The organism is Hydrotalea sp. AMD (assembly GCF_004100315.1).
GTDB classification, from domain to species: domain Bacteria; phylum Bacteroidota; class Bacteroidia; order Chitinophagales; family Chitinophagaceae; genus Hydrotalea; species Hydrotalea flava.
Genome location: NZ_SCKY01000011.1, coordinates 95,122 through 115,817, shown reverse-complemented (window position 1 = coordinate 115,817; position 20,696 = coordinate 95,122). Strand labels below are relative to the sequence as shown.

Here is a 20,696-nt window from a genome sequence, read left to right as displayed (position 1 = left end):
TTTGTCTGTTTGTTCGAATTTTCATTACATAAAAATAAATTTTAAGAAATGTCATTTTTCAAGTGAAAACAGTTCAATATTTTTGATCTAAAGTATACCAATAGACTTTTGTTAATTGAATAATAAATTTTTATTACGTATTTTTATCAATATGCACCAAATTAGACAATACACTCAAACTATTGAACAAAAAGTGTGGATTTAACTGATTTTGTAAAGCTTCAAATTTTGACTGCGTATATTCTTTTTCTAATCTGTTTACTTTAGTTTTTCTATGCTCCATGCTTCTAAAAGAATTAAAACCGGTAATCATTACATAAATAATAAATAATATATGTATGTGTCATGGCCAATAAATTATGCAATCTTATTTCTAAAGCACCAGCATTGGCCTCAGGCACTACTACTAATTGTACAAACAAAAAATAAAAATACGCTTCAATGCAAATCCACCCAGGAACACTACCGGGATTTCAATGGAATAGCGTTGAATGGACATGCTTTTGCAGCAAATTTTTTATTAAAAAAATAATAATATAATACACAAAATATATGGATGCTATCACATCAAACAATAAAAAGAAACCCTCTCTGACGATGCTTTTAATATCTAATAAAGGAGCAAGACTTCCTGTGTTAATAAAGGCCAGTGAAGCCAAAAAAAGAAAAAAGAAAACAATGCCGGTAAGAGACAGCAGAAATGAATGCTTCCTACAATTTTATTTGCAAGCTGTATTTTTAAACAATATTGCAGTAAATGGTATTTGATTCATCTTCTTCGATCATACAAATTATCAATTCTTGAAAATTCCTGATAGTTGCCCTATTGCAATTTGAAAGTTTAAATTGCCTCAATTTTGACTAACCGGCAATTAAACTATTCTGAATTGGCCAAATTACAGGAAAAATGGCAGAAAAAACAGGTTGAAAATGTGCAGGTAAAAAAAGTATGAGGTGACTTTATAAAGTTTAGTTGTGGAGAAAAAAATCCCGTTTTCACGGGATGAGTTGTGGAGAATACCGGAGTCGAACCGGTGACCTCTTGCATGCCATGCAAGCGCTCTAGCCAACTGAGCTAATTCCCCTTTTTGTTTGATGGGATTGCAAATGTATAACGTGTAGTTTGTTACACAAAATTTTTCTCATTTAAATTATTAGAACAAAAGTTCCTATAATAATCAGCGTAGCTCCAATGGCCATTTTAAGGGTAATGGTTTCTCCTAAAAAGATAACAGATAAAATAATGGCAATAGCCACACTGGCCTTATCAACCGGTGCCACCTGCGATACTTTACCAATTTGCAATGCTTTAAAATAAAATAGCCATGAGAGGCCGGTGGCCATGGCCGATAATAATAAAAACCACCAGTTTTGTTTGCTGAGAGAATGAATACTTTCCTGCATATTTCCTTTAAACAAAGCAATACTCCAGGTAAGCAATAAAATAAAAGAGGTTCGAATAGCCGTTGCCAAATCACTGTCAATATGGCTAATACCTTTCTTGGCAAAAATGGCGGTAAGGGCTGCAAAAAAGGCTGATAAAAGTGCATAAACCCACCACATAATAGTTTTTATTTAAAAGTAAGGCTAATTCTTGTTGTTGATGCTTAAGTTCCACAATAAAAAAACTGCTTGCCACGCAACGGGCAAACATGTTTACTAAAATATTTGCATCCATTATTGTTTCCCTTTCAATCAAATATTGTAATGTGTAAGAAATGGTATGATACAATATTAATCCCAAATTTCGTCTTCGCCTTTTAACCAGCGTTTTATGGCATTAGTAGTTACACTTTTCGGGCGTTCTAATGGGAAACCCAATGCCCTGTCCCAACACAAATTGGCCAATACACCCAACGCACGACTTACTGCAAATAAAACCGTATAAAATTCATATTCTACCAAACCGTAATGCACCAATAATGCGCCGCTGTGGGCGTCTACGTTGGGCCATGGGTTTTTAATTTTGCCCATTGACTGCAGGATTGGCGGAACGGTTTCATAAATTTTCCATACCGTATTTACTAATTTATCATCGGGCATATGTTTTTTGCCAAATTCCATTTGTGCAGTGAAGCGTGGATCCGTTTTACGTAAAACGGCATGACCATAACCCGGAACCACTTTCCCATCAGCAATAGTTCTCTTCACATATTCCTCAATTTGCTCTTTAGATGGATTATCGGTACCCAATTCTTTTTGCATTTCAAAAATCCACTTTATCACCTCCTGATTAGCCAAACCATGTAACGGACCAGCCAATCCATTCATACCTGCAGCATAACTTAAATAAGGATCGCTAAGGGCACTACCCACCAAATGAGTGGCATGAGCGCTTACATTACCGCCTTCATGGTCAGCATGAATGGTCATGTACAAACGCATCAGTTCTTTAAAGCTTTCATCTTCAAAACCCATCATGTGGGCTAAATTACCTGCCCAATCTAACAGTCCATCCGGCTCAATGTGCTCTTTATTTTTGTATTTGCGCCTGTATATGTATGCAGCAATACGAGGTAACCGGGCAATCAGGTCCATCACATCATCGTATACCGGATTCCAATAATCTTTTTTATTGATACCTTTTGCATATTCTCTGGCAAAATCACTTTCTGTTTGCAAGGCCATAACACCTACTACAAACATCGTCATTGGATGGGTAGACAATGGTAATGCATCAATTGCTTTGAACACGTGTGTAGGTACATGGCTGCGCCGTTGCCAAACATTGGTAACGTGCTGCACATCTTCTTCACCAGGAAGCTCACCAATTAACATCAAATAAAATAAGCCTTCAGGTAAGGGCTCTCCGTTTGGATGTACTTTGGGTAATTTTTCCTGCAATTCAGGAATAGAGTAGCCTCTAAACCGGATACCTTCCTGCGCATCTAATAAACTGGTTTCTGAAACCAATCCGGTAATACCGCGCATACCCTGATATATTTGAGAAAGGGTTACTTCTCCAATTTTTTTATTACCATGATCTTTTAAAAGATCTTTAATTTCTGCATTGGCAGATTCGGCTTTTAATCTAAACCGCTCTTTAATAATTCCCATGGTGCAACATTTTATATTCTATTAAAAATTAATTTAAAAATATTTGGCCAAGTCCTGTTTAAAAAAATGCAGCATTGTGGCTAAGCAATAATGGTTGAATTACAATTAGCAATTTACTGCTACCCTTAATATGATAATTAGCGGCTATAAAGGTAAAAGAACTTCATTGTTGTAACAAAACAAATAACAGTAAGTTGCCTGTTTATAACAAGAAATTGATAAACGGAATCACTTGGGTGCTTTGCGGTATAAATAAAACACAACAAATAAAAACAGTATATTAGGAATCCAGGAGGCAATTTCAGGGGGCAAGTTGCCCTTGGTTGAAAAAATGGTTGAAAATTTATCTGTAATAATAAATAAAGCAGCAATTACAAATCCTACGGCTAAATGCAAGCCACTGCCGCCACGCACTTTTCTGCCGGCAACGATAGCACCAATCAGGGTTAATAAAATAACGGTTATTGGCGTGGCATACCTTCTGCCTGCCTCTACTTTTAGTTCGTTTAATCCTTCGGCACCTCGTAATTCCTGCAGTTTAATAAAATGGGCCAATTGCGGCGAGGTTAATTTATCTTTTGTGTACTTATCCTGTCGAATATCAACTGGAGTAAAGTTTAAATTTTTATACAATGCAGGCAGCATTCTTACATTTTCACCCAGTGGTAATATATCACGTTCAATAACATATTCCAATTTCCATTTTTTGGTAAGGGTATCCCATGAAATGCCTTCTGCACGGGTGTTTTTAACCATTTGGTTGTTCCGAACTTCATCTAAAAAAATGGGGCCACCTCTTTTGCTAATGGTATCATAATTATAAATACCGGCATAGGTAAATGAATCTACTTTCATATAAAAATCACTACCACTGCCGTTTCTGCTTTTGGTAAGGTTTTCATAGGAAGAATTGGGATCAAGGTATTTGGCCTCAAAATTTCCTCTGATAACATTGGCTTTTGGAACGATGTATAAGTTGGAAACCAATAGAATACCCGCCAATAGAATACCCGCCATCCAATAAGGCCGCAACCAGCGATTGTAAGCAGTACCACTGGCCAAAATAGCCACTATTTCGCTTCTGCCGGCCATTTTGGAAGTAAAAAAAATAACTGCAATAAATATAAATAATGGAAAGAGTAATGCAAGAATATAGGGAACAAATCCAAAGTAATACTGGCTTACTATGGCTCTGGCACTTAACCCTGATTTGGCAAAATCATCGGCCTTTTCACTAATATCAACAACAACGGCAATTACGGTAAATAAAAAAATGGAAAAGAAGAAGGTGGACAAAAATTTTTTAATAATATACCAGTCTATCTTTTTCATACTTTTCTAATTTCCCGCACAAACAAGCACTAAAGCTTTTGCAATGGGTGTAGGTTAAAATCAACTCATTTACTGTAATTGTTTCCAATTATTGTTGAAATGATTTTGATTCATCACCAATATCAATTTATTGATGTAATACAAATAACAATGGGCACAAAGATAATGGGAGAAAATATACCAATGGGCAACAAGCTGTTAAACCCCATGGACGGCAGCAGAGAAAAAAACATCCATTAAAATGGATGTAGGGGGAAATGCATTTCACAGGTAACAGATTAGTAATGTAGTATGAAACTAATTTTATTTTGCCGGAATACAAAACAAAAGAAGAGTTGGTGGATAAGTAATGAATTAGTATTTCAATTGTTCACATTTGTTTTAAAAAATTTATATGTATAATTTCGGTTACAATTTTATGAAACCCCAATACTACATTCCATATGGAATGATGATTTTATAAGCGTTGTTTTAGGATTGGTACCATCTCCTGCTTCCATGGATTAAAGTTACGCAGCAGTATTTGTGTACGTGCTTCAGCAACCAGCCATAAATAAAATGAAAGGTTGTGTAAACTGGCAATTTGCAAAGCTGAAATTTCATTTGCTGCAAATAAGTGGCGCAAGTATGCTTTTGAATAATAATTGCTGATGGATGCGGGTATACCATCGTCAATAACCGAAAAGTCGGTAGCCCATTTTTTATTTTTAATATTAATAATACCTTTTGAGGTAAAAAGCATCCCATTCCGGCCATTTCGGGTTGGCATTACACAGTCAAACATATCCACTCCTAAAGCAATTCCTTCCAAAATATTCCAGGGGGTTCCTACCCCCATCAGGTATCGTGGTTTTTCTGAAGGCAGAATTGAGCAACATAAAGCAGTAAAATCGTACATCATCTCTTCAGGTTCCCCTACAGATAATCCTCCAATAGCATTACCCGCAGCCTGCTTTGACGCAATGTATGCACAGGAAGCAGTTCGTAAATCTTTGAATGTACCGCCTTGAACAATGGGAAATAGATTTTGTGTATAGCCATATAAGTCGGGGGTTTCGGCTAACCGGGCAATACCCCGATCCAACCAGCGATGTGTAAGCTCCATGCTATTCTTTGCATATGCATAATCAGAAGGATAAGGCGGACATTCATCAAAAGCCATAATAATATCTGCCCCGATACTGCGTTGTATATCCATTACATATTCAGGTGTAAAAAGATGCCTGCTGCCATCTATATGCGATTGAAAAGTAACACCCTCCTCCTTAATCTTTCGCTGGGTAGCCAATGAAAACACCTGATAACCACCACTATCGGTTAAGATTGGCCGGTTCCAACCCATAAATTTATGCAATCCACCGGCTTGTTGTAAAATATCGGTTCCAGGCCTTAAATACAAATGATAGGTGTTGCCCAAAATAATTTGTGCATGAATATCATCTTGCAATTGTTGCTGCGTAATGGCTTTAACAGACCCACCCGTTCCAACCGGCATAAAAATAGGAGTTTGAATACTACCATGATCAGTAATGATTGTACCGGCACGGGCAGCACAGGCAACATCTGTTTCCTGAATACTAAATTGAAGTTGCGGCATAAGTTTGCAAAAATAAGTGTATGGCCGTTTTTTAAAACAAGATTATACAGATTGCCTGTAAATAACTACAGGTTAAGCAATTGTTATCCACAAAGCGTTCAACCAACTAAAGCAAGTTATTGGGAAAGCTATTTTTGCATAATGACAATACCTTTACCCTTACCTTTCTTTATTTTTGTTGCATTCTGCACTTGCATTGCCATACAAGTTTTATATTATTTATTTTTATTTAGCAAAACTGCATTTTATAAAAACAAAGATTTTTCAGAGCAGGCAGAAAAACCCGTTTCTGTTATTGTTTGTGCCAGAGATGAAGCAGCTAATTTGGTAAAAAACCTACCTGGCATTCTGGTACAGGAATACAATGCCATACATGAGATAATTGTAGTGAATGATAATTCAACCGACGAATCAAAATATATTTTAGATGAATTAAAAGCAGCATTTCCGCATATTCATCACATAGAACTGACGCAGGAAGCAAAACTCATTGCCGGTAAAAAATTCCCATTATCGATGGGCATTAAAAGCGCCCGTTATGAATACCTTTTACTGACTGATGCAGACTGTGTTCCTGCCAGCGAATTATGGATTCAAAAAATGCAGGCTGCTTATGATGATGGAATTGAAATTGTATTGGGTTATGGAGCCTATCATAAAAAACCGGGATTACTGAATAAAATTATCCGTTTTGAAACATTTCATACCGCACTGCAATATTTTTCCTATGCTTTGGCCGGCATGCCGTATATGGGTGTTGGGCGAAATTTAAGTTATAAGCGGGATGTATTTATTAGAACCAAAGGTTTTTCGTCCATGAATCAGATACCCGGAGGAGATGATGATTTATTTATTAATAAAGTAGCCAGGAAAAACAATACCGCAGTAGTGATTGATCCGGATACTTTTACATTGAGTGAGCCAAAACAAAAATGGAGTGACTGGATGAAACAAAAAAACAGGCATTATTCTACTTCTAAATATTATAAAGCCAAACATAAATTCTGGCTGGGATTGTATACTTTTAGTTTTTTTTGGATTTATCCATTATTAGCAGCCAGTATTATTTTGTTTAACTGGTGGCTAACACTGGCTGTATTTGGATTACGTTTATTGATTCAGGGTATTATTTATTTTAATGCCATGAAAAAATTAAACGAAAAAGATTTATGGCCCATGTATTTGTTGTTTGATATCTGGATGTTTTTTTATTATATATTATTTTTCCCGGCATTATGGAAAAAGCCGAAAAAAACATGGAGCTAATTTGAATGCTCCATAATTTTATTGTATGGATAATATTTTAAAATATTTTACTGATTTTACAGCTCAACAGCAGCATCAGCTTATGGCATTGGCGCCTCTTTATAAAGAATGGAACGAAAAAATAAATGTTGTTTCCAGAAAAGATATAGACAGTATTTATTTACACCATGTATTACATTCACTAAGTATAGCTACCATTACCAATTTTGATTCGGGTATGGAAATAATAGATATTGGCTGCGGTGGCGGGTTTCCAGGAATACCTTTAGCCATATTTTTTCCCGATGTTCATTTTCATTTGGTAGACAGTATTGCTAAAAAACTTACTGTAGTACAGGCTGTTTGTGAAGGAGCCCAAATTCATAATGTAACTACACAACATACCCGTGCAGAACAAATTAAAAACAGAAAATTTGATTTTGCCATAAGCCGTGCAGTAGCACCATTGAAAGACTTATGGCAATGGAGTAAACCACTCCTTAAAAAAGGGAATACCGTTACTGCCGATAATTTGGCAAATGGCTTAATATGTCTGAAAGGCGGTGATTTGCATCAGGAAATTTCAGAAAGTTTAACCCGCCCCTCTCTATACAGCATTTATGATATTTTTCCTGAACCCTATTTTCAGGAAAAATATATAGTACATGTAAAAAAATAGGAAGCAATTTTTTATGTGCCTCCTATTCTATGCAATCCAATCAATTATTCAGGTATTACTAATTTGTTATTGCTACGGTTTACATCGGCCATACGCTGTGTAGGATCTATTTCTATACTCTTAATATCACGAATACTTTTGCTGATGGTGAAATTGTATTCAGGATGTGTCCAGCGCCATTCTTCATGTATAATTCTGGGTATTGTATCTTCAGCAGGCTTTATACCATACATCAGGCTCATGGGTATATAATGCAGCTCACTGGTTCCATCTTTATAAGTTACCAATACATCAATGGGCATGGGCATCTTGCCAATACGTTTTAAAGTTATTTGTGGTTTGCCATTCACTACATTAATATCTCCAATGCCGTAATCAATTGTTTTGGTAGTATACACCCAATATTCTTTATACCATTCCAACTCAATATTGCTAACTTTTTCAGCTACTCTTATAAAATCATTGGCATTGGGATGTTTAAACCGCCAGGTATTGTAGTATGCCAATAAAACTTTATCTCGCAAACTATCACTAATAATATATCCTAATTGTTCAAGAAAAACTGCCCCCTTACTATATGCAGCCAACGAATAGGCAAAGTTGGTATTATAATGATCGGCATGTGTACTCATGGGTTCTTCATAAGGACTTCTGGCTAAGGCAAAATACCCCATATAGCTATCATATTGATTTTTAGGCAACTTTTCAACATCTTCCATTACTCTGTTTTTAATATAATTTTTAACGGGAATGCTGGTATAAGGCGATTGTTGTGCAATATTCTGGTTATACCATGCCATCACTTCAGAGGCTGCATAAGTAGTAAAACCTTCATCCATCCAGGGATATAAACTTTCGTTGGTACCCAGCATGTGCTGATACCAACTATGCATCCATTCATGAAAAACAGTACCCAAACCAGACCCTTTTATTAAAGTAGCCATGGCATATTCCATACCCCCATCGCCACCCTGAATAAAAGAATATTGTGGATAGGCATAAGCGCCAAAACGTTTTTCAATATAAGGTAGTGCTTTTTCTGCCGACCATAGCACATTGTTCCAGGCACTGTCAGTATGAGCATCTCCTGCTTTGTAAAAAACATTTAATACCAACCCTGGTCTAACTTTTTTAGATAAATGCCTGTAATCAGGATCTGCAGCCCACACAAAGTCGTGCACGTTATTACCAATAAAATTCCAGGTAATGGTATTGCCCTTGTGCTCCGGAACTTTTATACCCGGCTTTTCATAGCCAAAACCAATTTCATCAGGATGTTGCAATATACCCGTAGCAGCCACCATATAATGTTTATCAATGGTAATTTTAACATCAAAATTGCCCCATACGCCATAAAACTCTCTGGCAATGTAAGGGTTGGCATTCCAGCCCTGATAATCATATTCTACCATTTTAGGATACCACTGGCTCATGCTGTAACGCACACCTTCAGCATTATCGCGTCCGCTACGCCTAATTTGAATGGGCACCTGCGCCTTAAACACTACCTTCATATTGGTTTTACTGTTAGGCAATATTGGAGTAGATAAAGGCACCTCTAAAATGGTTTCATGATAAATTAATTTTTGTTCTACACCATTAATAACAATACTGATTACACTATCATACCCAATTTCATTTGGTTCAAGTTTACTGATTCGATCTTTCACTCTTTCATCCCAATCAGGTATGGGGTTACCATTGCGATCCTGGCGGGTAGCAATTTTACCCAGTTCTCTACTTCTAACATCCATACTACTATTGGGTTGAAACGCATTCCAGTATAAATGAAAAAACACACGATGCAAAGTATCAGGTGAATTATTGGTGTATACAATATTTTCAGTACCGGTAAACCTGTTGGTTACCACATTCATACGTACATCAATTTGATAATAAATATGTTGCTGCCAGCGATCGGGCTGTGCATATAAAGCTTGCTGTGCAATGCCAACAATGAATAGAATGGCTAAAAATTGTTTCATCATATGCCGTAAAATTTTAAAAAATCAATGAATGTTCTAACAGAAACTCAACCTCATCTTATAAAAAATTAAAATCATTTTCAATTTATGAATGCTATTGGGCAAGGTAAAATTTTTATTACAAATAAAATTTACAGTGCCGGTATATCTTTTTGAAGTTGACCTTTCTGACTAAAATAGAGAAAGGTTTTGCGAAATGCATTTTTACGAACTTCTATCCTGTAAAGCAGTTCATTGTTTAATGAAGTTATTTTCTGTACCAATACAATTTCCCAATCGTTGAATTTGCTTTTATCAAATCCATCTTTTATGGCATCATTCAACTGGTCGTATGGCATTTTTGAAATGGTTTCTAACCATTGGCCTTTGTTATTGTATTTTACCTGCATCAACGTATCGCCATTGTTAAAATTTGCCTGAAAGTTGGTAATATTATCTTTCCAACTCAATTTGGTGGCATGTGGAAATTGTGTAGTAAAGGCTTCAGTTACCTCTGCCGGTATTTTACGAAATTGAGCCTGCACTTGAACCGAACTCAACAATACAATAACAAATAAAAAACTCATAATACGTTTCATGGATAATGTTTTAATTGAATAAAATATTGTTATCAGGATATACCTCCAATTACTATAACAATTTCGCCTTTTACAACTTGTTGCTGAAAACAATCATGCACTTGTTGTAAAGTACCTCTCACATGGGTTTCAAACATTTTAGAAATTTCTCTGCTTACTGAACATTGGCGTTCAGCGCCGAAATAGGTGATTAATTCAAGTAATGTTTTTTGCAATCGCATTGGACTTTCGTACAGTATGATGGTTCTTTCTTCCAAAGCCAACTTGGAAAGCAAAGTATGCCTTCCTTTTTTAGGTGGTAAAAAACCTTCAAATACAAACCGATTGGTTGGTAAACCACTTACCACCAATGCAGGAACAAAAGCTGTGGCTCCGGGTAAACACTCTACATGAATTTGCTGCTGCACACAGGCCCGCACCAGTAAAAAAGCCGGATCGGAAATACCTGGCGTACCCGCATCGGTAATTAATGCAAAAACTTTACCCGATAGCATTTGCGTAACCAAATGGTCTACTATTTTATGTTCATTATGCTGATGATATGGCGATACCGGTTTTTGAATGCCATAGTGCTGCAGTAAGCGGGAAGAGGTGCGCGTATCTTCACACAAAATAACATCTGCCTGTTGCAACACTTCAACGGAGCGATACGTAAAATCTTTTAAATTGCCGACGGGGGTTGGTACAAGATAGAGCCTTACGGATTGGTTGGTTCGTTGCAATTGTTGTTCAGCATCCATAGCCGGCTTATAAAAATTTTTTATTTATGCCTGAATGAATCATTTCAATTTCATAAAATTCCATTACCGGATTGGCCAATAATTTTTTACTGGCTTCCTCAGCAATACTTTTTGCAGTATTCTCAGAATCAGCTTCAATTTGCAGGGTAATATGTTTGCCCACCCTTACATCGTTTACCGCCAGTATGCCGAGATTATGCAAACCGCCTAATACGGCTTTTCCCTGTGGATCTAATAAATCTTTTAAAGGCATTACCTTAATTTGAACATGGTATATCATGATACTATCCTTTGTTTTAAAAGCAAAGATAAAACTACATAAGCGATAAAACTAACCGGCACAGCCATCCATCCTAAAAACAATGCACTCACCACTGCAACAACAACAATAATTATGAAAGGCCATATAGCAGCAAAAGAAAGTTTTTTAAATTTTAATGCCATTACAGGCATTTTTGATACCATCAAAAAACTCAATACAACTGCACAACTGTATAAAAACCATTTATTCACCATTAACTCAATCATCCAGGCAGTATTCGAAAACCAATAAATAAGCGGAAAAGAAGCAATGCAAATACCTACTGCCGGAATGGGTACGCCTTTAAAATAATGCGTTTGTGTTGTATCAATGTTAAACTTTGCTAATCTATATGCTCCGGCACAGGGTATTAAAAAAGCAGGCAATAACCAAAGAATGGAAACATCTAATCCATTGGGTTGAGCTGCGTAGGCTCTTTTTAAAAATTCAAACAATATCATGCCGGGTGCCACTCCAAAACTTACCACATCGGCTAAGGAGTCTAATTGTTTCCCCATTTCTGAACTGGCTTTCAATGCACGTGCTACCATACCATCCAAAAAATCAACCAATGCAGCCACACCAATACAAACAGAAGCCCAGTAAATTTTTTGTGGTATTTCAATAGTTTGCTGGCCGGTTTCATCTACACTTAACATTAAACCCGGTTGCAGTATTACTACAATGGCAAAACAGCCAAAAAGCAGATTCAATATTGTAAAAGCATTGGGAATTTGTTTACGCATAATGGCTGTATAAAAGCTATATAAATATTATTTTTTAATATGCATTAATTTTTCAATTTCTTCAACGGTAACAGGAATATTTTTCATTAAATCGGTATTACCGTTTTTGGTAATCCAAACATTGTTTTCAATACGAATACCCATTTTTTCTTGCTCAATATAAATACCCGGCTCAACGGTAAATACCATTCCGGCAGTAACCGGTTGGTGTTTATTGGCCAAATCGTGCACATCAATTCCTAAATGATGTGAGATGCCATGATACAGGTATTTTCGATAAGCGGGATTATTCTTATCCTCATTTTTTACATCGGCTTTGGATAGTAAGCCAATTTTTATAAACTGTTTGGTGGCTTCCGCTCCTACTTTGTTGTGATAATCTGCCAAAAGTATTCCGGGTTTTAAAATAGATTTAGCGTAATTATGAAGGTGTAAACAGGCATTATACACTTCTTTCTGACGTTTGGTAAATTTACCATTAACAGGAACTGTACGGGTTAAATCGGCACAATAGCCCCCATATTCCGCACCAAAATCCATCAATACCAAATCCCCATCTTTACATTCCTGATTATTGAAAACATAATGTAATGTTCGGGCATTATCGCCACTGGCAATGATGCTATGGTAAGCAGGGCCTTCTGCGCGGTTACTTAAAAAGCTATGATAAATTTCTGCTTCAATTTCATATTCAGTAACACCCGGTTTTATGAATTGCAATAACCTTCTAAAAGTAATTTCAGTAATGTCAATAGCTTTTTGAATTACTGCTACTTCTTCTTTTGTTTTAATACTGCGTAACTGTTTTAAAATTTTAGCAGCCCGTTTGTATTCATGTAATGGGTAGAGTGCCTTCATTTCATCAATAAACCGATATTCACTGCTGCGAATTAAGGAAGCTTTCCGATCGTTTTCATTTGAATCTAAGTAAATGGTATCTGCTGCATGAATCCAACCTTGCAATAGCGCATCAACAGTATCGGCCCACACAATAGTTTCCATTCCGGAAATTGCCCGGGCTTCTGCTTCTCTTAAACGCTTACCATCCCATTTTTCCTTCAAATCATTCGGACGTACCAAAACGAGCACTTCACGAAATTTTTTTTCAGAATTATCGGGATATAAAATAACCATTGAGTCTTCCTGCGTAATACCGCTTAACCAATACAAATCACTATTTTGTTTAAATACATGTAAGGCGTCTCCGTTAGATGGGAAAGCATCATTACTAACAAATATGGCGATACTGTTGGGTTGCATGGCCTTGATGAAGCGTTGCCGATTTTCTTCAAATAGTTTTGATGGCAAGGGTAAGTGTTTCATACAAAAAAATTTAAAGTGGAAAGATAAAGTTTTAATACCAAAAAATATTCAATCAAATAGAACGGTTACTGATTATACATCCTGCAATTCAATCAATAGTTTGTACCATCACTTACATGAATGGATGCTATAAACCGTTACACATTTTGCATACATATATTTAAAACCAAAAATATATTATGCTTTTTTTGTATTAAAAAATACATAATTGATACCTTTATGCTGAATAGTGGTTTAAAAGCCATTAAATTATACTGAAATTGTAATTCTTAACAATGAGGTATACAGGTATCCCAGTACTTTTGATTCATAATGTTAATTTTTCAAAATAATTATCGAACCTCCGATTCTTCGGGGGTTCCTCTTTTTTAGGCTTCCATTATATTTCTTTACTGGTAAATGCCAATGGCAGCAAGGCCGCTGCATTTTCAATTACAAATATTAGTCCTGTTTGTCCGCTTAAAATTAAACGCATGGTTTGCCGATACCTTGTTTGGTGTTCTACAATAGCCTGCCTGCACATACCACAGGGCGAAATAGGTTTGTTGCTACTGCCTTTGAGCGATTGATAACTAATGGCCATGGTTACCACATGCGCTTTTGGATATAATGCTGCCGCAGATGCCAGTAAACTTCTTTCTGCACAAATGCCTACAGGATAACTTACATTTTCCTGATTGGTTCCTGTTACTATTTTTCCATTGCTTAACATGGCTGCTGCTGATACAAGAAACTGTGAATAAGGTGCATAAGCCAGACTGGTATTGATTCTTGCTTTTTCTAATAAAAGTGCATCTGATTCAGAAAGTTCCTGAATGTGTTGGAATAACTGATAATTAAATTGATATTGTTGTTGCATTCCGAGATATTTTATGGTTCAAGCGGTTAAATTTATTCGATAAAAAAATCCTTGTTACTTAGGTAACAAGGACTTAAAAAAATATGAGGATAAAGATAACTATTTTATCCATTTAAAAATTCGGTTCCACCGGGGGCCATTATCCCAGCTAAACCAAATGAGTGATGCTTTTCCCACAATATTTGTTTCCGGTACAAAACCCCAGAAACGACTGTCCTGACTATTGTGGCGGTTATCTCCCATCATCCAGTAATAATTGTATTGAAAGGTATATTGCGTTTGTGGTTTACCATCGATAATAAAAGTTCCATTTTTTTCTTCAAGGCTATGATGCTCATATACATGAATCAAACGCCTGTAAATAGGAATGTTTTCGGTTGTAAGCGTAACAGTTGCACCCTTTTTAGGAATATATAATGGACCATAATTATCTACACCCCAACCACGTGATAATTGATAAGGGAATATGCTGTAGGCAGCTTCAGAAGAATCGAAAGGAATTACGAAACGCTCCACTGATAACACATCGGGTATTTTTTGTAATGCCATGGCATCGTTATGTGTTAAGGGCATATAATAGGCACCACTTTGCCGGTACATGTTTTGCAAATCATCATGTAGTTGATCTGTTTTTTCATCGTTGCGCACATCAATATTATACTGGGTTTTCAATATATCAAAATCAAGTGGTCTGCCCTTGGTTTTCACCACAAAAGTGGTTTGCGAATATTCGGGCTGAATAGCCTTTTGCCCATTTACATACAGCACACTTTCTTTTACCTGAATAGTATCGCCCGGCAAACCCACACAACGTTTAATGTAATTATCAGTTTTATCCATCGGGTGTACTAAAATGTGTTCTCCAAATTGTTGCCATACTGCATCCCTTCCTTGTCTTCTAACAAAATCATAATAAGGTTGGGCAGAACCATAACCGGGCAAATTAATAATGGTATCACCTTCAGGAAAATTGAATACTACTACATCGTTTCTTTTAATGGGCACATAACCCGGCAGGCGCATGTACTTTAATTCTATCCATTTTAAATAAGATGGGGTTGTTTCACTGAAAGGCATAATATTATGCACAAAAGGAAAAGATAAAGGCGTTTCCGGAATTCTTGGGCCATAGGCCATTTTGTTTACAAAAAGAAAATCGTGCACCATTAAGGTTTTCTCCATACTACCGGTTGGAATTACGTAGGCTTCAAATACAAAAGTTCGGATGATGGTAGCTGCCACAATAGCAAATACTGCCGCATCAATCCATTCCCGTGCAACCGATTTTTTGTATTGTTTTACTGCTTTTTCGCCAACCCAACGCACATCTTTCGAAAAACCTAAATATGGAAAATAAATAAAGGGCAGAAAAACCGCCAGCGTATGGTGTATTAAATTAAACTTATCAAAATACATGGTAAAAATAATAGTAATCCATATTGTAATGAACTGCCCGGCAATGGGAATAAGTTGTAACCAGAACCACCATTTTTTTATGTTACATTTTTCTGTAATTAACCAGGTATTGTAAAATGGGATAAATGCTTTCCAAGCTTCAATACCTGCTTTTTTAAACATACCATACATACCTACATGCCAGCCAATAATTCCAATAATAAATAATGTTATACCCATAAATATATTTTAGTTACAGTAAATCATGCATCAGTAATACATTGGTTTGTATGATGATGTGATTTGCAATATGAAGTTTACAAAGCTTAGTTTAGTTTTGTTAAACAAAATACAAACTTGCATTACATGGCCAATGCATAATTTTTTACATCATCGGCCGTAATGGTTTTACCGGATAAAATTACCAGTCGTTCAATTACATTTCGCAATTCACGAATATTGCCCGACCATTTTTTATTCTTTAATGCCAACACTGCATTTTTTTCAATTGCTTTTTTGGCTTCGCCATATTCTTCGGCAATATCTTCCAAAAATTTTTCTATTAGCAGCGGAATATCTTCAGCTCTTTCATTTAAAGAAGGTACATGTATTAATATTACGCCCAGCCGATGGTATAAATCTAACCTGAAATTTTTTGCTTCTACTTCTTCCAACAAATTTTTATTGGTAGCAGCTACCACCCGAACATCCACGTTAATTTCTTTATCACCACCTACACGGGTTATTTTACCTTCCTGTAATGCCCTTAATACCTTGGCTTGTGCCTGCAGGCTCATGTCGCCAATTTCATCTAAAAACAACGTACCACCATTGGCCTGCTCAAATTTGCCGATGCGTTGTTTGATGGCCGAAGTAAAAGAACCTTTTTCATGACCAAATAATTCGCTTTCAATCAGTTCACTTGGAATGGCAGCACAATTTACTTCAATTAATGGTGCCTTGGCTCTGTTGCTTTTTTCATGCAACCATCGGGCAACCAATTCTTTGCCACTTCCATTTTCTCCGGTAATTAATACACGAGCATCAGTAGGGGCTACTTTATCAATGGTAGCTTTAATTTTTTTGATGACATCACTTTCTCCAATAATTTCCTGAACCCGACCTATTTTTCTTTTCAATACCTTGGTTTCTTTTACCAAAGTTGTTTTATCCATTGCATTACGAATGGTAATGAGCATCCTGTTTAAGTCGGGCGGTTTGGCAATATAATCGAATGCACCTTTTTTAACAGCATCTACTGCGGTTTCAATATTACCGTGTCCGCTAATAATGATAATGGGCACTTCCGGTTTTTCTTCCAAAGCTTTCGTTAAAAATTCAAAGCCATCCATTTTGGGCATTTTAATATCGCATAATACCACATCATAATTGGCTGCGATAAATTTCTTCCAACCATCTTCACCATCGATAGCTTCCTCTACCTTATATCCTTCATTGCTTAAAATATCTTTCAGAACGCTTCTAATGGCACGTTCATCATCAATTACGAGAATTTGAAACATAATTTTTGGTAAGTTTTTGCTAAGATAAGTGTTAGTTACTGTTTGCACATAACAGATACGGAATAAAGCTACCAGCTAAAATTTATTCCTGCATAATAATTCCGACTGGGTGCCGGATTATAATATCTCCCTCCAAATGCATTGATATCATTACCTAAACTATAATTTTGATTCAACAGGTTATCAATACCACAAAAAATATTGAGTTTAGCCTGTTTCCAATGGATATACCTGCCCATTTTTAATTGTAAGTTTTGATAGGCATTTGCGTAGTTTGTATTGCCATCATTTAAAGGAATAGCAGCAGTAGCATTGAGCAGCAAATGCAGATAATATTTATTTTTTGTGGCCATATCAATGCCCGCATTGGTAATATGTTTGGGAACACCTGTTACCGCATTGCCGGTATAATTGTTATTGCCCTGTTTATAATCTGAAAAATAATAAGGCTGATAGCTAAAACTGCCCCATATATTGAACTGACTGATAAAAGCTGAAGCCTTTTGCCATAAACGATATTTGCCCGTTACTTCAATACCTTTTTCGAGCGCACCGCCGGAGTTTACAAAATACTGTGCCCCCTGAGCATTTACCCGCATTACAATGGCATTTTGTAATTGAAAATGATAAGCTGCTACATCAAATTGTAAACTATTGTTCCACGCACTGCCTTTAATACCGGATTCAATATTCCAGCCATATTCTGCTTTTAGTTTACTGTGAAAAATTCTATCCTGTGGGAAAAATTCTGCCAGTGTTGGGGGAGAAAATCCTTTGGCTGCAATGGCATACCACGAAACAGATGACGTTAATTGATAACCCAATGAAAAACGAGGCGTGAATACCTGTTGATTTTGGGTACTTAAATCATGTAACATGGTGCTGTCAGTAAGACGTCGATACTGCAATTGCTGATTATTGAAACTTACGCCTGCATTGAGTGTAATTTTTTTCCAGCTAAGCTGTAATTGAGAAAAAACATACCATTGACTGGCAAACAAATTATCTTTAAACTGTACATTGCCTTGTACCCCTCCATTGTTTACATAATCATCTATTCTGGAATGATTGTATAACCATTCTCCCCCGTTTACCCATTGTAAAGCAGCATTTCCAATTTTGTGTTGATAAATGAGTTTAGACGATATGCCGGTATTGATTTCATCACGGTTTTCGTATTTGGTTAAAAAGGGATTGGTAATAACATTATCGTTCACCAAAACTACTGATACTGCCGAAAGAGATGAATTAATTTGTATAGAATGATGTATTCCTGCAAAAGCAGTTTTATCGTAAATAGCTGATTTTTGTTCTACCGCACCCGGCGTTGTTCCTGTTGCAGGTCTTGCCGCAGTGGGATTTTTTAACATTTCTGCCAATGTTAGTCCGCCCGGTGTTTGATAATACATATTGGTATAAAATGCCAGCACATCAAATATTTGTGAACCGGTTTGCCATTTGGCTATCCAATTATATGTATCTCTTCTAACGGCCGACTGTTGACGATAGCTATTGGATTGCAAATGGCTTTGTTGTAACAAAGAAGTAAACTGTTTATTTTGATAAGTATATCCTGCATTTTGTACAAATAATCCATATGAACCACCGGTAATACCCACATTAAAATGGCTTTGATTTTTTGATGTGAAAGAGGGTACTGAATTGAGCAGCAAAACACCCCCGGTACCTGCACCATATACGCTGGAAGAAGGCCCTTTGATGACTTCTGCATTGTTGATCTGGCGCACATCTACCAGATTTAAATAGGTATTGCCACCACCATCGGTTAATGGAATATCATTCCAATATACTTTCACATTCCGAACACCAAAAGGTGAGCGAAGGGTACTTCCCCTAATAGAAAGACGATAACTGCCTGGAGAACGTTCCTCCATTCTAACACCTGCAACAGCATTAAGCACCGGTAATAAACTGGTGGGGGCACTTCGTTGAATATCGGCCTGACTGATGAGTGCCACAGCAACAGGCGCATCTTTCCATTTTTTATTCAGCATAAAGGCATGCACCGTTACATCTTGTAGTGTATCATTTCCAAAGGTAGGCAATGCTTCGTTTTGTGCAGTTGCTTTTTGTACAATTACGAGCACTATAAAATAGAAATATTTTTTCATGCAAATTAAACCAATATGCTTTTTAATTGATTAGCAACCTAAAGTTAACCCACAGCATTATACCTAACCCAATACGTAATATGATTGATATCAAAAAAAATCCCGAAAGGTGAGTTTCGGGATTAAATAGTATAACCATTAACACAATTATTTCTTTATTTTTTCATATACATCACTTCTTTAGCCAGTTTTACAGTTCTTTCCACATCGGGAATAGCTAAAGCTGCTAAATTAGGTGCATAGTGCATGGGTGCATCGGCACTGGTAATGCGGCGAATGGGTGCATCTAAATAATCAAATCCTTCTTTTTGTATACGATACGTAATTTCAGAACTTACTGATGCAAAGGGCCATTGTTCTTCTACAATCAATAACCGATTGGTTTTTTTAACACTTTCTAAAATAGTATGCCAGTCTAAGGGGCGTATGGTTCTTAAATCAATCACTTCAGCGTTTATCCCTTCTTTTTCCAATTCTGCGGCTGCGCCCAATGCAACTTTCATCATTTTGTTGAAAGAAACAATGGTAATATCGCTTCCTGCTTTTTTTATGTCTGCCTTTCCTAATGGAATATAATATTCTTCATCAGGCACTTCAGATTTATCTCCATACATTACTTCACTTTCCATAAACATAACCGGATCTTCTTCGTAACGAATGGCTTGTTTCAGTAACCCTTTAGCATCATAGCCATTTGAGGGAGATACCACTTTAATACCCGGTATATTGGCATATAAACTTTCAAAAGCGGTGGAGTGTTGCGCTCCTAATTGTCCGGCACTGCCATTAGGCCCTCTGAAAACGATGGGGCAGGCAATTTGTCCACCACTCATAGCCAGCATTTTAGAAGCTGTATTTAAAATTTGGTCTAATGGTAACACTGCAAAATTCCAAGTCATGAATTCAACAATCGGCCTTAAACCGTTCTGTGCAGCACCAACTGCTACACCGGCAAAACCTAATTCGGAAATCGGCGTATCAATGACACGCTTAGCGCCAAATTCAGCCAGCATACCCTGACTAACTTTATAAGCACCATTGTATTCAGCAACTTCTTCACCCATTAAAAAAACCCTTTCATCTCTTCTCATTTCTTCCTGCATGGCCTCTCTGAGTGCCTCTCTAAAAGCAATTGATCGCATAATTTATATCGATTAGTAAATTGAGCAGCAAAAATAGAAGATTATCATGTATAAAACCAAAA

The 20,696-nt window shown here is 36.6% G+C and carries 19 protein-coding genes and 1 tRNA gene; 3 read left to right on the top strand and 17 right to left on the bottom strand.

Annotated features, from left to right (window positions below):
* Positions 1 to 133: 133 nt before the first annotated feature.
* The gene (locus EO766_RS09905) at positions 134 to 283 is read right to left on the bottom strand and encodes a histidine kinase (RefSeq protein ID WP_179853757.1); all 150 of its coding nucleotides are present in this window, start codon (positions 281 to 283) and stop codon (positions 134 to 136) included.
* Between the two features lie 269 nt (positions 284 to 552).
* On the opposite strand from EO766_RS09905, the gene EO766_RS09900 reads away from it, so the two are divergent.
* Entirely contained in the window at positions 553 to 768 is a 216-nt protein-coding gene (locus tag EO766_RS09900) for a hypothetical protein (protein ID WP_074420230.1), read from the top strand.
* Positions 769 to 1,011: 243 nt separating this feature from the next.
* Here EO766_RS09900 and EO766_RS09895 read toward each other — a convergent pair.
* The 5 genes from EO766_RS09895 to tgt form a co-directional block, all read right to left on the bottom strand.
* Positions 1,012 to 1,085: transfer RNA gene (locus EO766_RS09895), tRNA-Ala, on the bottom strand.
* 61 nt (positions 1,086 to 1,146) lie between these two features.
* Positions 1,147 to 1,563, bottom strand: coding sequence for an EamA family transporter (locus EO766_RS09890; protein WP_074417678.1), 417 nt, complete (start codon positions 1,561 to 1,563; stop codon positions 1,147 to 1,149).
* Positions 1,564 to 1,734: 171 nt separating this feature from the next.
* Complete coding sequence (locus tag EO766_RS09885) at positions 1,735 to 3,057, bottom strand: citrate (Si)-synthase, eukaryotic (RefSeq protein WP_074417677.1); 1,323 nt, start codon at positions 3,055 to 3,057, stop codon at positions 1,735 to 1,737.
* 228 nt (positions 3,058 to 3,285) lie between these two features.
* Positions 3,286 to 4,389 carry an LptF/LptG family permease gene (locus EO766_RS09880; RefSeq protein WP_074417676.1) on the bottom strand — a complete coding sequence of 368 codons (1,104 nt, stop codon included), beginning with the start codon at positions 4,387 to 4,389 and terminating at the stop codon, positions 3,286 to 3,288.
* Positions 4,390 to 4,846: 457 nt separating this feature from the next.
* Positions 4,847 to 5,986 carry a tRNA guanosine(34) transglycosylase Tgt gene (tgt, locus tag EO766_RS09875; RefSeq protein WP_074417675.1) on the bottom strand — a complete coding sequence of 380 codons (1,140 nt, stop codon included), beginning with the start codon at positions 5,984 to 5,986 and terminating at the stop codon, positions 4,847 to 4,849.
* Between the two features lie 141 nt (positions 5,987 to 6,127).
* Between tgt and EO766_RS09870 the strand changes: the two genes are divergently transcribed.
* Entirely contained in the window at positions 6,128 to 7,252 is a 1,125-nt protein-coding gene (locus EO766_RS09870) for a glycosyltransferase (protein WP_074420232.1), read from the top strand.
* Between the two features lie 25 nt (positions 7,253 to 7,277).
* On the top strand, positions 7,278 to 7,910 hold the full coding sequence (gene rsmG / locus EO766_RS09865) for a 16S rRNA (guanine(527)-N(7))-methyltransferase RsmG (protein WP_074420233.1): 633 nt from the start codon (positions 7,278 to 7,280) through the stop codon (positions 7,908 to 7,910).
* Between the two features lie 44 nt (positions 7,911 to 7,954).
* Here the strand turns inward: rsmG and EO766_RS09860 are convergent, their stop codons facing one another.
* The 11 genes from EO766_RS09860 to EO766_RS09810 all read right to left on the bottom strand — a co-directional run bounded on the left by EO766_RS09860 (position 7,955) and on the right by EO766_RS09810 (position 20,634).
* A complete protein-coding gene (locus EO766_RS09860) occupies positions 7,955 to 9,898 on the bottom strand; it encodes a M1 family metallopeptidase (RefSeq protein WP_074420234.1) in 1,944 nt (647 codons plus the stop codon).
* 128 nt (positions 9,899 to 10,026) lie between these two features.
* Positions 10,027 to 10,473 (bottom strand): PepSY-like domain-containing protein, encoded by a 447-nt coding sequence (locus tag EO766_RS09855; protein ID WP_074421082.1) that lies wholly within the window; start codon positions 10,471 to 10,473, stop codon positions 10,027 to 10,029.
* A 32-nt stretch (positions 10,474 to 10,505) separates the two neighbouring features.
* Positions 10,506 to 11,213, bottom strand: a complete 708-nt coding sequence (gene rsmI / locus EO766_RS09850; protein WP_074420569.1) for a 16S rRNA (cytidine(1402)-2'-O)-methyltransferase — start codon at positions 11,211 to 11,213, stop codon at positions 10,506 to 10,508.
* Between the two features lie 7 nt (positions 11,214 to 11,220).
* A complete protein-coding gene (purS, locus tag EO766_RS09845) occupies positions 11,221 to 11,493 on the bottom strand; it encodes a phosphoribosylformylglycinamidine synthase subunit PurS (protein WP_074420570.1) in 273 nt (90 codons plus the stop codon).
* Complete coding sequence (locus EO766_RS09840; RefSeq protein ID WP_074421081.1) at positions 11,490 to 12,260, bottom strand: CDP-alcohol phosphatidyltransferase family protein; 771 nt, start codon at positions 12,258 to 12,260, stop codon at positions 11,490 to 11,492. The genes purS and EO766_RS09840 overlap by 4 nt, the downstream gene beginning before the upstream one ends.
* Before the next feature lie 27 nt (positions 12,261 to 12,287).
* Positions 12,288 to 13,583 carry an aminopeptidase P family protein gene (locus tag EO766_RS09835; protein WP_218331180.1) on the bottom strand — a complete coding sequence of 432 codons (1,296 nt, stop codon included), beginning with the start codon at positions 13,581 to 13,583 and terminating at the stop codon, positions 12,288 to 12,290.
* Positions 13,584 to 13,962: 379 nt separating this feature from the next.
* Positions 13,963 to 14,442 (bottom strand): cytidine deaminase, encoded by a 480-nt coding sequence (locus tag EO766_RS09830; protein ID WP_218331179.1) that lies wholly within the window; start codon positions 14,440 to 14,442, stop codon positions 13,963 to 13,965.
* Between the two features lie 99 nt (positions 14,443 to 14,541).
* Positions 14,542 to 16,077 carry a signal peptidase I gene (gene lepB / locus EO766_RS09825; RefSeq protein WP_218331178.1) on the bottom strand — a complete coding sequence of 512 codons (1,536 nt, stop codon included), beginning with the start codon at positions 16,075 to 16,077 and terminating at the stop codon, positions 14,542 to 14,544.
* Between the two features lie 122 nt (positions 16,078 to 16,199).
* On the bottom strand, positions 16,200 to 17,360 hold the full coding sequence (locus tag EO766_RS09820) for a sigma-54-dependent transcriptional regulator (protein ID WP_287100961.1): 1,161 nt from the start codon (positions 17,358 to 17,360) through the stop codon (positions 16,200 to 16,202).
* A gap of 68 nt (positions 17,361 to 17,428) precedes the next feature.
* The gene (locus EO766_RS09815; RefSeq protein WP_287100960.1) at positions 17,429 to 19,492 is read right to left on the bottom strand and encodes a TonB-dependent receptor; all 2,064 of its coding nucleotides are present in this window, start codon (positions 19,490 to 19,492) and stop codon (positions 17,429 to 17,431) included.
* A 155-nt stretch (positions 19,493 to 19,647) separates the two neighbouring features.
* On the bottom strand, positions 19,648 to 20,634 hold the full coding sequence (locus EO766_RS09810) for a pyruvate dehydrogenase complex E1 component subunit beta (RefSeq protein WP_068246497.1): 987 nt from the start codon (positions 20,632 to 20,634) through the stop codon (positions 19,648 to 19,650).
* Positions 20,635 to 20,696 lie beyond the last annotated feature (62 nt).

Excerpts from the sequence above, each read along its gene's own strand:
- EO766_RS09905 (WP_179853757.1), bottom strand. The coding sequence starts at position 283 with ATGGAGCATAGAAAAACTAAAGTAAACAGATTAGAAAAAGAATATACG.
- EO766_RS09900 (WP_074420230.1), top strand. The coding sequence starts at position 553 with ATGGATGCTATCACATCAAACAATAAAAAGAAACCCTCTCTGACGATG.
- EO766_RS09890 (WP_074417678.1), bottom strand. The coding sequence starts at position 1,563 with ATGTGGTGGGTTTATGCACTTTTATCAGCCTTTTTTGCAGCCCTTACC.
- EO766_RS09885 (WP_074417677.1), bottom strand. The coding sequence starts at position 3,057 with ATGGGAATTATTAAAGAGCGGTTTAGATTAAAAGCCGAATCTGCCAAT.
- EO766_RS09880 (WP_074417676.1), bottom strand. The coding sequence starts at position 4,389 with ATGAAAAAGATAGACTGGTATATTATTAAAAAATTTTTGTCCACCTTC.
- tgt (WP_074417675.1), bottom strand. The coding sequence starts at position 5,986 with ATGCCGCAACTTCAATTTAGTATTCAGGAAACAGATGTTGCCTGTGCT.
- EO766_RS09870 (WP_074420232.1), top strand. The coding sequence starts at position 6,128 with ATGACAATACCTTTACCCTTACCTTTCTTTATTTTTGTTGCATTCTGC.
- rsmG (WP_074420233.1), top strand. The coding sequence starts at position 7,278 with ATGGATAATATTTTAAAATATTTTACTGATTTTACAGCTCAACAGCAG.
- EO766_RS09860 (WP_074420234.1), bottom strand. The coding sequence starts at position 9,898 with ATGATGAAACAATTTTTAGCCATTCTATTCATTGTTGGCATTGCACAG.
- EO766_RS09855 (WP_074421082.1), bottom strand. The coding sequence starts at position 10,473 with ATGAAACGTATTATGAGTTTTTTATTTGTTATTGTATTGTTGAGTTCG.
- rsmI (WP_074420569.1), bottom strand. The coding sequence starts at position 11,213 with ATGGATGCTGAACAACAATTGCAACGAACCAACCAATCCGTAAGGCTC.
- purS (WP_074420570.1), bottom strand. The coding sequence starts at position 11,493 with ATGATATACCATGTTCAAATTAAGGTAATGCCTTTAAAAGATTTATTA.
- EO766_RS09840 (WP_074421081.1), bottom strand. The coding sequence starts at position 12,260 with ATGCGTAAACAAATTCCCAATGCTTTTACAATATTGAATCTGCTTTTT.
- EO766_RS09835 (WP_218331180.1), bottom strand. The coding sequence starts at position 13,583 with ATGAAACACTTACCCTTGCCATCAAAACTATTTGAAGAAAATCGGCAA.
- EO766_RS09830 (WP_218331179.1), bottom strand. The coding sequence starts at position 14,442 with ATGCAACAACAATATCAATTTAATTATCAGTTATTCCAACACATTCAG.
- lepB (WP_218331178.1), bottom strand. The coding sequence starts at position 16,077 with ATGGGTATAACATTATTTATTATTGGAATTATTGGCTGGCATGTAGGT.
- EO766_RS09820 (WP_287100961.1), bottom strand. The coding sequence starts at position 17,360 with ATGTTTCAAATTCTCGTAATTGATGATGAACGTGCCATTAGAAGCGTT.
- EO766_RS09815 (WP_287100960.1), bottom strand. The coding sequence starts at position 19,492 with ATGAAAAAATATTTCTATTTTATAGTGCTCGTAATTGTACAAAAAGCA.
- EO766_RS09810 (WP_068246497.1), bottom strand. The coding sequence starts at position 20,634 with ATGCGATCAATTGCTTTTAGAGAGGCACTCAGAGAGGCCATGCAGGAA.